The sequence below is a fragment of the Mycobacterium adipatum genome (assembly GCF_001644575.1).
GTDB classification, from domain to species: Bacteria; Actinomycetota; Actinomycetes; order Mycobacteriales; family Mycobacteriaceae; genus Mycobacterium; species Mycobacterium adipatum.
The window spans coordinates 487,297-501,779 of sequence record NZ_CP015596.1; the positions used below are offsets into that span (position 1 = coordinate 487,297).

Below are 14,483 nucleotides of genomic sequence, written 5' to 3' on the forward strand. Positions count from 1 at the left end.
AGGTGCAGGCCGTGGCCTGTTTCGCGGCTCAGGAGAGACTTCCGCCGACATGCGTCGTCAGGTCCTGAGCGGTCATCCGCCACCCTTCGACTCGCGCTACTCGTCGTCGTCGGCGTCCGGGTCGCGCAGCGGTCGGTGAACTCCGCTGGGGTCGGGCAGGTGGAAGCTGTAGTGCCCGTCGATGCCGATGTGGGCGCGCACGAACGCCGACAATCGCTCGACATCGGTGTCGAGCACCGGGTATCCGCCGGCTCGCAGCGCGGCGAGGGCGCGGTTCTCGTAGACGGTGTTCCACACGACGACGCAATTGAGCACCAATCCCAGCGCCGAGAGCTGGTCTTCCATGCCCTCGTAGTAGGCGCGGGTCATCTCGCCCTTGCGGCCGTGATAGATCGTGCGCGCCAGGTCGTGACGACCCTCGACGAGATTGGACTGGGCCTTGCCCTCGCGCCGGTAAGGTTCGTCGTCGGCCAGGCGCAGGATGTGCAGGGTCTTGAAGATCCGCCCGAAATGGGCGATGGCCTGGCCCAACGCGGTCGGCTGCCCGTCGCGGGAGATCATCCTGGTGACCTCGTGCGCCGACACCTCACCGGAGTGGATCGACACCGCGATCCGGCACATGTCCTCCCAGTGCGCGGCGATCTTGGCGGTGTCGATCACCCCGCGCGCCGCCTTGTCCAGCGGCCCGTAGTCGGCTCGGGCGTCGATGCGCCACAACCGCTGATCGGGCAGGTTCGCCAGCTGCGGCCGGTACTGGCGGCCGATCAGATGCAGCAGTCCGAACACGATGTCGGAATACGACCCGGTGTCGGTGATGATGACCTCCGGAATCCGCCCGCCGTGCTGGGACACGATCACGTCGATGGTGTGCAGCGAATCGCGAGGTGTTCCGCGCAGCACCTTGCCTGCCAGCCCGGCGGACTGGTCGTTGAGCATGTTCAACCAGGTGATGCCCAGTTTCCGGCCGAAGTACTTCGGGTTCGGGCGGGCGTTATGGGTGCGCACGGGCACCACGAACCGCATCCCGTCCACCGAGGCGACCAGCCCGCCGCCCCACGCTTGGGCCAGGGGGATGTCGGCCTGGGCGTCGACCAGCACGGCGTTGGCCGCCTCGATGGTCTCGGCCCGCACGTAGCACTGGTCGACGTGCAGCAGCCGATCCCTGGTCAGGGCGTCGACACCAGGCGTTGTCACCGGTTTGAACCCGACGTTCATCGCATAGGAACAGAGCACGGCCGCCACCGACAAGCCGAGGTCGGCGACGCGGGCCTCGTTGCCCGAGGTGTGGGTGAACGCCTCGGTGAAACCGGGATGCCAGCTCATCACCTCCGTGACCAGTTCCGGCAGGTCCACACGCGGGATCATCGCCTCCACCCGGCGGCGCAGGTCGACCAGCGACGCGGGCTCGGCCTTGGCGTCCAGCGCGGCGACGTGCAGTTTGCCGTCGGCGTCGATGCTGGCTGGGGTGTCCTCGCCCAGCCGTGCGGCCAACTCCCGATAAGCGGTCTCCAACGCCGTCGCGTGATCGGTCAGCAGCTGCGTCGGCGCGGCGGGCAGGCCCAGCGCGTTCATGCCGGCGTCACGCGCAGCCTCCCAGGCTTCGCCTGCCAGCAGGTGCGCCCGCGGGTCGCGCCACCGCGACGAACGCACCGCGAAGATGCTGCGGTGCTTGAGGTGTCGGTGGAACTGTTCCAACACGCAGATCGTGTAGGAGTTCCGGTCGACGGTGCCCTCCGGTCGGCCCGGCGTGTAGATCAAGCGCTTCCACGCGCCGACGATCAAGTCGTGGTCGACCTTGCGGGCGTCCAGCAGGTTTGCCGGGATCTTGCCCGACGACCTGGATGTCAGCAGCTCGGCGAGGGTCTTCATTGCCGCCAGGACGGCGGCGCCGTCACTGGTCGCGCCGAACTCGATCGTGTCCATCAGCATCGACAGGAACGGGCGGACCGTGGCGAACTTGCCGGCCAACTCGATCAACCGCTGCCCATCCAGCTCCGCGTCGTCGGCGGGCACCAGCTCGTCGACCGCCTGGACCGCGTGCCGCAACTCGGCCCGGGTGACGGTCTTCTCGATCATGTCCAACACCACGCCCAGCCCGACGTCCTGGTTGACCTCGACCATCTCCAGCAGCACCTTCACCGCTGCCGCGAGCTTGCCTGCGTTGCGTGACACCCTCGGATAGCGACGCAGCTTCTCCTCGCGAGACTCCCGCTCGGCCTTGGACAGAAGCTTCGTCGTCATCAACATGTCGAAGGTCTCCAACACGTCGTCGACCGCCCGCGCGCTCAACACAACGACCGTCGCGGCCAGCACCGCCAAGCGCTGCTCACGCGTGGGCAGCCGCCGCAGCGCGGCGGCCTTGCTCGCCAACCCGTAGGTCGCCAACCCCGTCAACCGACGCGGCGGGATCGCCCTCACGTCGATGCTGTCCACCCCGACCGCTTGCAGGTCGACAACCCTGCGCAGCGCCGCGAGCATCCCCTTCGACGACGCCTTGAACACGCCCTTGCGCAGCCGCTCCAGCTCGCTGACCTTCTGCCCGCCCTCCGCAGGAACCTCCAGCAGCCGCAACAAGGCAGACGCGGACTCCGAGGTCAGCTGCTCGCCGAGCTGGCGCCACAACCGGGCGTCCGCCGCGTTGCGGCCGTCGCCGATCAGCCGCTCCAACGTGGTGATCCCCGGCAGCAGCGCCTGACGCTTCCGCAGCCATGTCACTGCGTCGCCGAAGATCGCCTTCGGTCCGTCGCCGGTCATCCACGCCTGGTCGACGATCCACGACGTGAGCTCCGACTCCATCTCGCCGAACGGCTTGAGTCCGTACACCTGCTGGATTTCCCAGGCGTGTTCGAGCTTGGTCTTCTCCCGATCGGTGTACCGCTTCACCATCGACGGATCGGAGATCTCCAACTGCTCGGCCAGATACTCGATCAACGCGGGCGGGACATCCAGCGGATCAGCCAGGAACATTCCCAGGTGACGCACCGTCACCACCTGCACCGCGAACCCCAGACGGTTGTAGTCGCGCCGCCGCGCAGCGATCAGCCGCCGGTCCTCGTCATCCAAGTAGCAGTAACGCTCCAGCTCCTGCCGAGACAACGCACCGAACCGGCCATAGCCGCCCTCATCAGTCACGACGACATGAAATCACCTACAGCGCAAGGTCGCTCGGCGATTGCCCCTTAGCGCCGGATTTCGTCAATCTGCTCCCCGACCCCCTTGTAGGGGATGTTCAGCGGGGCCGAGAGTCCGCGGGCCACCGGACTGGAGCCCAGCGCACCGAAATCGAGTTCCTTGGCGATGAACGCGGTGTTGACGTCGGCGCCCGAATCGAACTTGATCCACTTGATGTTGAAGTCGGGCAGTGCCTCTTCGAGCCACTTGTTGTTCTTGACGATCAGGTCACCGCTGGGGAAGGACTGGTAGCCGATGCGGATGGTCTCCTTGGTGGCGTCACTTCCGGAGTTATCCACCGCGCAACCGGCCAGCGCAAGAGCGCTGACAGCCACTGCCAGTAGGGATGTGAACTTCATCGAGATTTTCATACCTTTCCGATCCAGGGGAGATAGCGCCGTTCGGCGGTGCGAAGCAGACCGTCGATGATCAGTCCCGAGACACCGATGGCGAAGATGCCGACCAGCACGACGGGGGTGTTGTTGTAATTGCTTGCGTCCTTGACCAATCCGCCGATGCCGGGGATGCCGTTGAACAGTTCGGCGGCAACCACCGACGAGTAGGCCATGCCGACCGCGAGCCGGATGCCGGTGAAGGTCTCCGGCAGCGCGGAGGGCACCACGACATCACGGATGACCTGGATCCGGGTGGCGCCCAACGCGCGGGCCGCCTCCTGCAGTCCGACGGGCGCGGCGACGACCGCCGCGGTGGTGGCCACCGCGGCGGGCGGCAGCGCGGCCAGGGCCAGCAGGGTGATCTTCGGCGCCTCGTCGATGCCCAGCCAGATGACCAACAGGAAGAAGTAGGCCAGCGGCGGCAGCGCCCGCAGGAAGGTCAGCCATGGCTCCAGCACACTGCGCAGCCACCCGATCGACCCCATCAACAGGCCGAGCAGCACACCGAGCACCACACCGATCAGCACGCCGGCGAAGACTCGGCGCAGCGTCATGTAGAGGTGCTCGTGGAGCAGGTAGCCGGCGTACCCGCGGGTGCCGTCATGGGTGGTGGAGACGTCGACGAACGCCCGCCACACCGTGCTCGGGTACGGCACGAAGGTCTCGTTCCAGATGCCCAGGGTCGCGACGGTCTGCCAGACGGCGAAGAACACCAGAACCGAGAGCAGCGGCAGACCTGCCTTGGTGAGAAGGCCCTTCCAACGCTGGGCGGGTGCGGCCGAGCGCGAGGGATCGACTTTCGGCTCGTCGGGCACGAGATCAACGAAGACAGACACTGCTGGCCGGCTTTCTGTGCTGTGAGACCTGTTGGGAGAGGGGCTGGGGCGTGGGGCCTCAGCGGCAACAGCACAAGTCGGCGGGCAGTGAGATGGTCACCCCGGTATTACTACGCAACCGGCGCCGCGCGGTGAAGATCTGTGATCGCGGTGAATTTATCCCGCGGCTGGTCGCGGCAGCGAGCGCACGGCGTAGCGCACCGCGAGCACCATGGCGGTGGTGGTGACCAGGAACAGCGGCCAGCCCATGGCCAACCGGGCGACGGCCAACATTTCGGCCTGGTCACTGTCATAGAGGTAGTTCTGCACCAGGAAGCGGGACCAGGACACCGCCGCCATCACCGCGGTGACGATGTCGAAAGCCAGCCGCACCTTGCGGATTCGCCGCCACGACGCATCCCGGCCGGTCATCCACGCCCACACGACCCCGACGAGTGGGCGCCGGATCAGGATGGAACCGGTGAACAGGACGGCCATCAGCAGCGCGATCCATATGCCGGGCAGATAGAAGTCCTTGGCCTGCCCGGTGACCAGCGCCAGCCCGGCGCACACCGCGACGCCGGTGAAACCCCACAACGCCGGCCGCAGCGATTCCCGCTGCGCCAGCTGCCAGGCCAGCACCAGCCCGGCGACCGTCAGCGCCGCGATGACCGCGGGGATGCGTCCGAGCGCCGCGGCCGTCACCGCGTAGGTGCTGACCGGCAGGGCGGAGTAGATCAGACCGCGGATACCGCCCGCGCGTTCCAGCAGTCCGTCCAGCGGCGCGTCCCTCACACCCGCCGAGAGTACCGACTCTCTAGGCGATGGGCTCGGGGACGGTTTCGGGCTGACGGCGCGCGCGTCGTGCCACCCAGGCGGAGGTGGTCGAGGCGGACAGTGACGCGGCCCGGCGGCGGGCGCTACCGACCCACCCGTCCATGCGCGCGCGTAGCGGCACGCTGGGCTCCGGCACGGCGGGCAGCCAATCGTCGACCGTCGCCACCACCCCGGCCTTGGGCGCCGTCGGCCCGAGCTTCTCCCGGTAGAGCTCCCCGCAGCCGGCGCAGTTCACTTCGTAGCGAAGCAGATTCGGACCCAACTCGATGAACGAGTACTCTGCCACCGCGACGCAACGCGGACAACGGGCCTTACCGCGTTCGACCACGAATTCCATGCAGTACATGGTGGGGTCACCGGTCGCCGTGCGGACCAATGTCTCCCATGTCGTTGCACGTTCGCCGCGCAACCGAGACGCGGCCTCGGACTGCATCAACGGGGGTTCTCCACGCGGTGCGGCGCGTCGGTGACGACCTGGCGGTCGGGGACGTCGTCCCCGGCACCACGATGGGCCTTCACATCGGGATCGATTTTGTCGATGTGCTTGCGGCGCTCGTCGAGATCCTCCAGGTGGGTGGCGGCCGTCTCCTGGTGCGCGGATGCCCGTTCGCTGAGCCGCCGCGCCTCGGCCGCCTTCGCCTCGGCCTCGGCTGCCGCCGCACGCGCCCGCGCGTCGGTCTCCTCGGCGAGTGCCTGACGCTTGGCCACCTGCTCGCGTTCGGAATCGAGTTCGGCACGCAGCCGCTGCGCCTCGTCGCGCCTGCTCTGGGTGCGTTTGTTGCGGGCCGCCAGGATGAGGCCCACGATGACCGCCAGGGCCACCACCGCCGCGACAATGATCCACAGGGTGTTGTTGTCAGACATCTCGACTCCTTCGCAGAACGGGCAACCGCAGTTATCGACGCGCCCGGCAATTAGGTGCATTCCCCGCAGTCCGTGCGCCGAAACTCACCGAGGAGCAATGATGTCGGCGTGACGAAAGTGACGGGCCGGCTGTGGCGGGACGGCGAACCGCGCGACGACGAGTTCACCTTCGATACGATCTCGGACTGCCTGGCCTCCCGGGATCAGCTGGTGTGGGCCGATATCTACGACCCGGACCACGACGCGTTACTGGCACTGGCCCACGAACTACAGCTCAACATGTGGGCCGTCGAGGATGCGATCGCTCCCAAGGAACGCACCAAAGCCGCGGTGTACCAGACACATACCTTCTTCACCGTGTACGCCCTCGACGTTCGGGACACCGCCGGCGACAGCGACTCCATGCTGGTGAAGCACCGCATCTCGGCCTTCGTCCTGCCCCACGGTCTCATCACCGTCCGGTTACCGAGCAACGGCGGCGAGCACCCGGCCTTCGACATCGGCGAGGTGTCCCGTCGCTTCGACGAACTCGGCGGGCAATCCCACGGCGTCGGTGCCCTGGTGCACGGCTTGCTCGATGTGGTGGTGGATGGGCATTTCGACGCCGTCCAGGCCCTCGACGATGCGATCGAATCGTTGGAAGACGAGCTGTTCTCCGACACCGCCCCCTCACATGGGCTGCAGCGGCGCACCTTTCGGGTCCGCAAGGATCTGGTGGACCTGCGGCGGGTGGTGCTGCCGGTGCGCGAGGTGGTCAGCACCATCCAGCACCGCCGGCTCGACGCCAGGACCTCCCCCGAACTCGACCCGCTCTACGCCGACCTGTACGACCATGTGCTGCGCGCCTCGGAATGGACCGAATCGCTGCGCGACATGGTCACCACGGTGTTCGAGACGAACCTGTCACTGCAAGATGCCCGGCTCAACACCGTGATGAAGAAACTGACCGGGTGGGCCGCCATCATCGCGGTACCCACCGCGATCACCGGGTTCTACGGTCAGAACGTCCTGTATCCGGGGCTGGAGAGCGTCGGCGGGTTCATCACCAGCTCGGCGTTGATCGTGGTGCTCATCGTGGTCCTGTATGTGATGTTCAAACGCCGCGACTGGCTCTGATCTCCGACCGGTCGGCGCGCATTTCTTCACGTTGCACCCATTAATCGGACCGCTCACCGCCGGAGGGCCGTGGGCACAACCGGGGCGCGGATGCGAGACTCTTCGGATGATCATCGGGATACCTCGCGAGTCTCAAGCAGGTGAGACCCGCGTCGCCGCCACGCCGCAGACCGTCGGCCAGATCCTCAAGCTGGGCTACTCCGTCGTCGTCGAATCCGGCGCCGGGGCCGCCTCCAGCTTTTCCGACGCCGCCTACGAGCAGGCCGGGGCGAGCATCGGCAGTCCGTGGGAGGCCGAGGTCGTCCTCAAGGTCAACGCGCCGACCGATGAGGAGATCGCCAAGCTGCGCGACGGTGCGACACTGGTCAGCCTGATCTCGCCGGCGCTGCGCCCGGAGCTGGTCGAGAAGCTGTCCGCCCGCCCGATCACCGTGCTGGCCATGGACGCGGTACCGCGCATCTCCCGCGCGCAATCGCTGGACGTGCTGTCCTCGATGGCCAACATCGCCGGCTACCGGGCGGTTGTCGAGGCCGCGCACGCCTTCGGCCGGTTCTTCACCGGGCAGGTGACCGCCGCGGGCAAGGTGCCCCCGGCCAAGGTCCTCGTCGTGGGCGCCGGGGTGGCGGGTCTGGCCGCCATCGGCGCGGCGGGCAGCCTGGGCGCCATCGTGAAGGCCACCGACCCGCGACCCGAGGTCGCCGACCAGGTCAAGTCCCTGGGCGGGGAGTACGTCTCGGTGGACCCGAACGCCGGCGAGGTGTCGGCGACCGGCTATGCCAAGGAGATGGGCGAGGACTACAAGGCCCGCGAGGCCGCGCTGTATGCCGAGTTGGCCCGCGAGGTGGACATCATCATCACCACCGCGCTGATCCCCGGCCGGCCCGCCCCGCGCATCATCACCGCCGACATGGTCGCCTCGATGAAGCCCGGCAGTGTGCTCGTGGACATGGCCGCGGCCAACGGGGGCAACGTCGAGGGCACCGTCAAGGACGAGGCCGTCGTCACCGACAACGGCGTCACGATCATCGGGTACACCGATCTGGCGGGCCGCCTGCCGGCCACCGCATCCCAGCTCTACGGCACCAACCTGGTCAACCTGCTCAAGCTGATCACCCCGGCCAAGGACGGGAATCTGGTCCTGGACTTCGAGGACGTCGTGCAGCGTTCGGTGACGGTGGTCCGCGACGGCGCGCTCACCTGGCCCCCGCCGGCGGTGCAGGTCTCCGCCGCGCCCGCCGCCGCCAAGGCCGAACCGGTCGCGGCGCCCAAGACCAAGGAGCCGATGTCGACCGGGCGTCGGCTGGGCCTGGCCCTGGGCGGCGCCGCGGTGCTGTTCGCCCTGCTGGCGCTGTCCCCGGCCGCACTGCAGATGCACCTCACGGTCTTCGCCCTGGCGATCGTGATCGGCTACTACGTGATCGGCAACGTGCACCACGCGCTGCACACGCCGCTGATGTCGGTGACCAACGCGATCTCGGGCATCATCGTCGTCGGCGCACTGCTGCAGGTCGGGGAAACCGATGCGGTCATCGCCGCCCTGGCCACCGTCGCGATCCTGCTCGCCAGTATCAACATCTTCGGCGGCTTCGCGGTCACCCGCCGCATGCTCGCGATGTTCTCCCGCAGCTAGCGCCCGTGCCTACCCGATCGGAATCAATCTCCCCATGTTGACCCTGGAAACCGCTGCGACCGCGGCCTATGTCGTGGCAGCTCTGCTCTTCGTGCTCTCCCTGGCCGGACTGTCCCGTCATGAGACGTCCCGCGCCGGTATCAGCTTCGGCATCGTCGGCATGGCCATCGCGTTGGTCGCGACCATCGCGCTGGCCATCAACCACCAGATCGAGCCGCTCGGACTGGGACTGCTGTTCGGCGCCATGGCCATCGGCGCCGCCATCGGCCTGTGGCGAGCCCGCGTCGTCGAGATGACGGGCATGCCCGAGCTGATCGCGCTGCTGCATTCCTTTGTCGGCCTGGCTGCGGTGCTGGTCGGCTGGAACGGCTACCTGCACATCGAGGCGCACCCCGACGGCCCGGACGCCATCGCGATGTCCGAACAGGGCATGCTCGGCATCCACTCCGCCGAGGTGTTCATCGGCGTCTTCATCGGTGCGGTCACCTTCACCGGCTCCATCGTGGCCAACCTCAAGCTGTCGGCCCGGATGAAGTCCGCACCGCTGATGCTGCCCGGCAAGAACATTCTCAACCTCGGGTCGCTGGTGGCCTTCGCCGCACTCACCGTCTGGTTCGTCATCGACCCCAGCCTGTGGCTGTTGGTCGCGGTCACCGTGCTGGCCCTGCTACTCGGCTGGCATCTGGTCGCCTCGATCGGCGGTGGCGATATGCCGGTCGTGGTGTCGATGCTCAACAGCTACTCGGGCTGGGCAGCCGCCGCGGCGGGCTTCCTGCTCGGCAACAACCTGTTGATCGTCACCGGCGCGCTGGTCGGCTCCTCGGGTGCCTACCTGTCCTACATCATGTGCAAGGCGATGAACCGGTCCTTCATCTCGGTCATCGCCGGCGGCTTCGGCATCGAAGCAGGCCCCGCCGACGACAAGGACTACGGCGAGCACCGCGAGATCACCGCCGAGTCCGCCGCCGAACTGCTGTCCTCGGCCTCCTCGGTGATCATCACGCCGGGGTACGGGATGGCCGTCGCCCAAGCCCAGTACGGCGTGGCCGACCTGACCCGCAAGCTGCGCGAGCGCGGCGTCGACGTGCGCTTCGGCATCCATCCCGTCGCCGGTCGCCTCCCCGGCCACATGAACGTCCTGCTGGCCGAGGCCAAGGTGCCCTACGACATCGTCCTGGAGATGGACGAGATCAACGACGACTTCGACGCCACCTCCGTGGTGCTCGTCATCGGCGCCAACGACACCGTCAACCCGGCCGCCTCCGAGGACCCGTCCTCGCCCATCGCCGGCATGCCGGTGCTCACGGTGTGGAACGCCCAGAACGTCATCGTCTTCAAACGCTCCATGGCCTCCGGTTACGCCGGCGTGCAGAACCCGCTGTTCTTCCGGGAGAACACCCAGATGCTCTTCGGCGACGCCAAGGACCGCGTGGACGCGATCAACGCCGCGCTGTAGCGCAACTCCACGAGATGGTCGTCACCCGTCACCCACACACACCTAAAAGGGCGGCGGGTCGGCATCGTAGTGGGCGCGGTTGAGTGCGCGTTCGCGCGTTATTCGGTACGCGCGGTTCTGTGCACGGGTGCGTTTTCGCTTGGGGGCGGCCAGTTCTCGGTACGCGCCACGTGGCGGTGCGGGTTTCGGCAATAGTTCCGCGGTCGGTGCCGGGCTCTGCGGGAAGAACATCGCCCCGCCCGGTCTGGTGGTGTACACGCGCCCGTTGGGGGCGGTGATGGTGATGGTGCCGTCCGGGTGCTGACAGTCATTCCATCCGTGAAAAGTCTTCATCAAGTGGTGTTTTCGGCAGTACGACTTGGTGTTCGACGGATGCGTCGGGCCGTAGGGCCAGGGCGTCGTGTGGTCGATGTCGCAGCGTTGTGCGGGGACGGTGCAGCCGGGCCAGCGGCAGGTGAGGTCGCGGCATCCGATGAACTCGGCGAGCGTGCGCGACGGTCTGTAGCCGGGCTCGGCGCCCAGTTCGGCTGCCGCGGGGACGGGCCGGATGACGGTGCGGGGCCTCATCTCGCGGACCTGCTCAGCGGGGACAGACCCGTAACCGGGTAGCAGCGCCGGACGATCCGACTGGCCCTCGACGGTCGCCCGCTCGCCGTGCAGGTGGACGACGATGTGCCCGTGCGGCGCATCGTTACCGGCGGCCGGGCACACATCCTGCCCGCACAGGCACGCCATGCCGGTCGCGCCGAGGGCGAGCGGCTCGACGGCATCGGCGCGACGCTGGTCGAGGGTGCGCGGGTCATCGGGGCATACGGTGCGGGCAAGCTCATCGAGGCGCTGATCGAGCACGGCGCCGGCGGTGGCGTCGAGGCGGCCGTAGATCTCGACCATGCCGTCGCCGCATGGTTCGACGGTGATGCTGCGGGCCCGCCGGGACTCCCGCGCCCGACGGACCGCGTCGGGGTCGACGTCGACAACCATCCAATCGACGAGTTCGGCGATGCGGTCGTCGGACAGGGTGTTCCAGGACGGCGCCGCCTTGGCGAGCTGAGCGTCCAGGACCGACATGATGTCGGGGTCGGTGACCAGCGCGGTCCGATTGAGGATGATCCGAAGCACCCGCAGATCCACCACACCGGTGCCAAACGCATCGGCGAAGCGCGGTAGGTCGGTGATCAGGATGCGGCCCTGGGTGATCAATGTGCACGCCCGGCCGCGGCTGAGCCCGAGTTCGGCGCCCAGCTCGGCGGCCACCACCTCCCAGTCATCGACGATCAGGTCCTCGAACGCATTGCCCAGCTCCACCATCCGGGCCAGCGCGAACCGCCCTGCCGCCAGGATCTTCGCGGCCACGGCGGTGCGTTCGGCGCGCAGCTGGTCGCGTGCGGCGTCCAGTGCCGTCATCGTCGCCGCTGCCGCCGTCATGGTTCGAACATATATTCGACCACCGACAAACTACCGTTCCTCGTTGCCCTTACGCCTAAGTGCGCAGACCGTTGGTGAGCAGCGTCGCCAACTCGGTGTAGGCCTCGGCATCGCTGAGGCCGGTCGCCTTCCCGACATCGCGCTGCTGAATGCGCACCATCATCGTGGCGATCAGATCACCGGCGAATGAAGCGTTGACCGCGCGGAACGCACCAGCGTCGACACCCTCCTCGATCAGCTGCCGGACGCGCGTCGCGGCCGCCGCCGTATTGGCCTCGTAGACCTCGCGGGCGGGTGGGAACGCGTTCAGGTCCGCCATGAACACCTCGGAGGCGACGGCGAGTTCGGCACCGACCGCGGTGAGGTACGCGGCTACCCGCTCCCGCGGATCGTCGTTCCGGGACAGGGTGGTTTCGACGGCGGCGGTGGCTCGCTTGAAGAAGTGCACAGTCACGCGGCGAACCAGGTCGTCCTTGCTCGCCGCCAACGTGTACAGCGTGGACTTGGAGCAGTGCAGCGCGGCGGCGATGTCGTCAAGCGTGAACTGGCTGAACCCCTCGGCGAGGAACAACGCCAACAGGTCGTCGAACAGTCTGGTCCGCCTGCGCGTGCCGAAGCCGCTCTCCATGCCGCAATAGTACTGCCGCGGCTCTTCCAGTACTATCGGCGATGATACTGCTGGACCATTTTCAGTACTGTTCTGGAAGGTGCACCGCCCGTGGCCGTCGATCGCCTGCTCCCCTCCGCGGAAGCACACGAGCTCATCGCGCTGACCCGCGACATCGCCGACAAGCTCCTCGACCCGATCGTGGATGCGCACGAGAAAGCCGAGACCTATCCCGACGGGGTCTTCGCCCAGTTGGGCGCGGCCGGGCTGCTGAGCCTGCCCCAACCCGAGGAGTGGGGCGGTGGCGGGCAGCCATTCGAGGTCTACCTGCAGGTGCTCGAGGAGATCGCGGCACGCTGGGCGGCCGTTGCCGTCGCGGTGAGCGTGCACAGCCTCTCATCGCACCCGCTGCTGACCTTCGGCACCGACGAGCAGAAGAGCCGCTGGCTTCCCGGCATGCTCTCCGGTGCTCAGATCGGGGCCTACAGCCTCAGCGAGCCCCAGGCCGGTTCCGACGCCGCCGCGCTGCGCTGTGCGGCCGTCCGGCACGACGACCACTACGTGATCAACGGGTCGAAATCCTGGATCACCCACGGCGGGGTCGCCGATTTCTACACGCTGTTCGCACGCACCGGGGACGGCCCCAAGGGCATCAGCTGCTTCCTGGTTCCCGGCGACCTCGACGGGCTGAGCTTCGGGGCTCCCGAGGAGAAGATGGGCCTGCACGCGGTGCCGACCACCGCGGCCTTCTACGACGATGCCCGCCTCGATGCCGAGAGGCTGATCGGTGTGGAAGGGCAGGGACTTTCGATCGCCTTCTCCGCACTGGACTCCGGGCGCCTCGGCATCGCCGCCGTCGCCGTCGGCATCGCCCAGGCGGCACTCGACGAGGCCACCAGGTATGCCAACGAGCGAACCACCTTCGGCCGCAAGATCATCGACCACCAGGGGCTGGCATTCCTGCTCGCCGACATGTCGGCGGCGGTGGTGAGCGCCCGGGCCACCTACCTGGATGCCGCGCGGCGCCGCGATCAGGGCTTGCCCTACGGCGCGCAGGCCAGCGTCGCCAAACTGGTGGCCACCGACGCCGCCATGAAGGTCAGTACCGACGCGGTGCAGGTGCTCGGCGGGGTCGGCTACACCCGGGACTTCCGCCCCGAGCGGTACATGCGCGAAGCCAAGATCACCCAGATATTCGAGGGCACCAACCAGATTCAGCGGCTGGTCATCGCCCGCGGACTCAGCTCCTGAACGTTACGAAATCGGCTATCGCGCTGAGGAACTCGTCGGGCTTCTCGACCATCGGACTGTGTCCGGCTCCGGCGATGATGCGCGGCGACATGCCGGCCGCCCCGTACCGCGTGACGTTGGGGGCCGTCGGTGTCAGCACGTCCGTCTCACCCCACACCACCAGCACCGGGACATCCAGCCCGGCCAATGTGTTCGCAACCGACGCGAGCGGGCCGGCCTTGGAGTCACACACGCCGGCATAGGTGAGTCGTTCCAGTGACCGGTAGGCGAACGGCGGCACGGCATAGTCCCGCGCGAAGCCCGTCTGCAGAGAACTCCTGGTGATCAACGGCAGGCTGCGGAAGTGATCCAGGGCGGGACCGAGCACGGGCCAACACACCATCTTTCCCAGCAACGGCATGGACACCAGGTCGCCGTCGGCGGGGGTATCCGAGACCACCACGCGCTCCACCACCTCCGGATGTCGGGCCGCAAGCTCGGACGCCACGCTGCCACCCATCGAGTGGCCCACCACGATGGCGTGTCGAACACCCAAGGCGGTCAACGCATTGTGCACCGCGTCCGCTTGTCCGACGGCACCGAAATGCCGCGGCTCCCCCGGCGCCTCGGAGCCACCGTGGCCGACGAGGTCGATGGCAATCACGCGCTGGTTGCGTGCCAGCCGCGCCGCCACCGGCTCCCACCACTGGATGGACGCCGAATAGCCGTGCAGCAGCACGATGGCACGTTCACCGGACGGCCCGTACTCGCGCACGTTGAGATCTGGACCGTCGAGCTCGAGCACCCGGCCGCCGGCGAACGGCTCGGCGGCGCGCGTCGCACTGGTCACCACGTACGCGTTGACCAGTACCGCGAGGATGACGGCGACGAGTGCCGCGACGGCGATCCGGAGCCTCACCCCTGGCACGCTACTGTC

12 protein-coding genes and 1 pseudogene are annotated in these 14,483 nt (G+C 67.7%); 4 read left to right on the forward strand and 9 right to left on the reverse strand.

What is annotated here, in order from left to right; all coding sequences use genetic code 11:
• Positions 1-96: 96 nt before the first annotated feature.
• The 6 genes and pseudogenes from A7U43_RS02205 to A7U43_RS02230 form a co-directional block, all read right to left on the reverse strand.
• Positions 97-3,132: a Tn3 family transposase gene (locus A7U43_RS02205; protein ID WP_011331220.1), complete on the reverse strand. Its 3,036-nt coding sequence runs from the start codon at positions 3,130-3,132 to the stop codon at positions 97-99.
• An 83-nt stretch (positions 3,133-3,215) separates the two neighbouring features.
• A pseudogene (locus A7U43_RS02210) lies at positions 3,216-3,530 on the reverse strand (glycine/betaine ABC transporter substrate-binding protein); the annotation flags it as partial.
• Between the two features lie 8 nt (positions 3,531-3,538).
• Complete coding sequence (locus tag A7U43_RS02215) at positions 3,539-4,402, reverse strand: ABC transporter permease (protein WP_067990483.1); 864 nt, start codon at positions 4,400-4,402, stop codon at positions 3,539-3,541.
• Positions 4,403-4,558: 156 nt separating this feature from the next.
• On the reverse strand, positions 4,559-5,176 hold the full coding sequence (locus A7U43_RS02220; RefSeq protein ID WP_067990486.1) for a DUF3159 domain-containing protein: 618 nt from the start codon (positions 5,174-5,176) through the stop codon (positions 4,559-4,561).
• Positions 5,177-5,198: 22 nt separating this feature from the next.
• The gene (locus tag A7U43_RS02225; protein WP_067990488.1) at positions 5,199-5,651 is read right to left on the reverse strand and encodes a hypothetical protein; all 453 of its coding nucleotides are present in this window, start codon (positions 5,649-5,651) and stop codon (positions 5,199-5,201) included.
• The gene (locus tag A7U43_RS02230; RefSeq protein ID WP_067990489.1) at positions 5,651-6,082 is read right to left on the reverse strand and encodes a hypothetical protein; all 432 of its coding nucleotides are present in this window, start codon (positions 6,080-6,082) and stop codon (positions 5,651-5,653) included. The genes A7U43_RS02225 and A7U43_RS02230 overlap by 1 nt, the downstream gene beginning before the upstream one ends.
• Positions 6,083-6,190: 108 nt before the next feature.
• Here A7U43_RS02230 and A7U43_RS02235 point away from each other — a divergent pair, with 108 nt between their 5' ends.
• The 3 genes from A7U43_RS02235 (at position 6,191) to pntB (ending at position 10,284) form a co-directional block, all read left to right on the forward strand.
• Positions 6,191-7,198, forward strand: coding sequence for a magnesium transporter CorA family protein (locus A7U43_RS02235; protein ID WP_067990492.1), 1,008 nt, complete (start codon positions 6,191-6,193; stop codon positions 7,196-7,198).
• A gap of 106 nt (positions 7,199-7,304) precedes the next feature.
• Positions 7,305-8,828: a Re/Si-specific NAD(P)(+) transhydrogenase subunit alpha gene (locus A7U43_RS02240; RefSeq protein ID WP_067990495.1), complete on the forward strand. Its 1,524-nt coding sequence runs from the start codon at positions 7,305-7,307 to the stop codon at positions 8,826-8,828.
• A 34-nt stretch (positions 8,829-8,862) separates the two neighbouring features.
• Positions 8,863-10,284 carry a Re/Si-specific NAD(P)(+) transhydrogenase subunit beta gene (gene pntB, locus A7U43_RS02245; RefSeq protein WP_067990502.1) on the forward strand — a complete coding sequence of 474 codons (1,422 nt, stop codon included), beginning with the start codon at positions 8,863-8,865 and terminating at the stop codon, positions 10,282-10,284.
• Between the two features lie 42 nt (positions 10,285-10,326).
• Here pntB and A7U43_RS02250 read toward each other — a convergent pair whose 3' ends face one another.
• The gene (locus A7U43_RS02250) at positions 10,327-11,709 is read right to left on the reverse strand and encodes an HNH endonuclease signature motif containing protein (RefSeq protein ID WP_067990507.1); all 1,383 of its coding nucleotides are present in this window, start codon (positions 11,707-11,709) and stop codon (positions 10,327-10,329) included.
• Positions 11,710-11,764: 55 nt separating this feature from the next.
• The gene (locus A7U43_RS02255; RefSeq protein WP_067990510.1) at positions 11,765-12,337 is read right to left on the reverse strand and encodes a TetR/AcrR family transcriptional regulator; all 573 of its coding nucleotides are present in this window, start codon (positions 12,335-12,337) and stop codon (positions 11,765-11,767) included.
• Positions 12,338-12,427: 90 nt separating this feature from the next.
• Here A7U43_RS02255 and A7U43_RS02260 point away from each other — a divergent pair, with 90 nt between their 5' ends.
• Positions 12,428-13,567 carry an acyl-CoA dehydrogenase family protein gene (locus A7U43_RS02260; protein WP_067990522.1) on the forward strand — a complete coding sequence of 380 codons (1,140 nt, stop codon included), beginning with the start codon at positions 12,428-12,430 and terminating at the stop codon, positions 13,565-13,567.
• On the opposite strand, the gene A7U43_RS02265 is transcribed toward A7U43_RS02260, so the two are convergent.
• Positions 13,557-14,465: an alpha/beta fold hydrolase gene (locus A7U43_RS02265; RefSeq protein ID WP_067990539.1), complete on the reverse strand. Its 909-nt coding sequence runs from the start codon at positions 14,463-14,465 to the stop codon at positions 13,557-13,559. The genes A7U43_RS02260 and A7U43_RS02265 overlap by 11 nt on opposite strands.
• Positions 14,466-14,483: the final 18 nt, after the last annotated feature.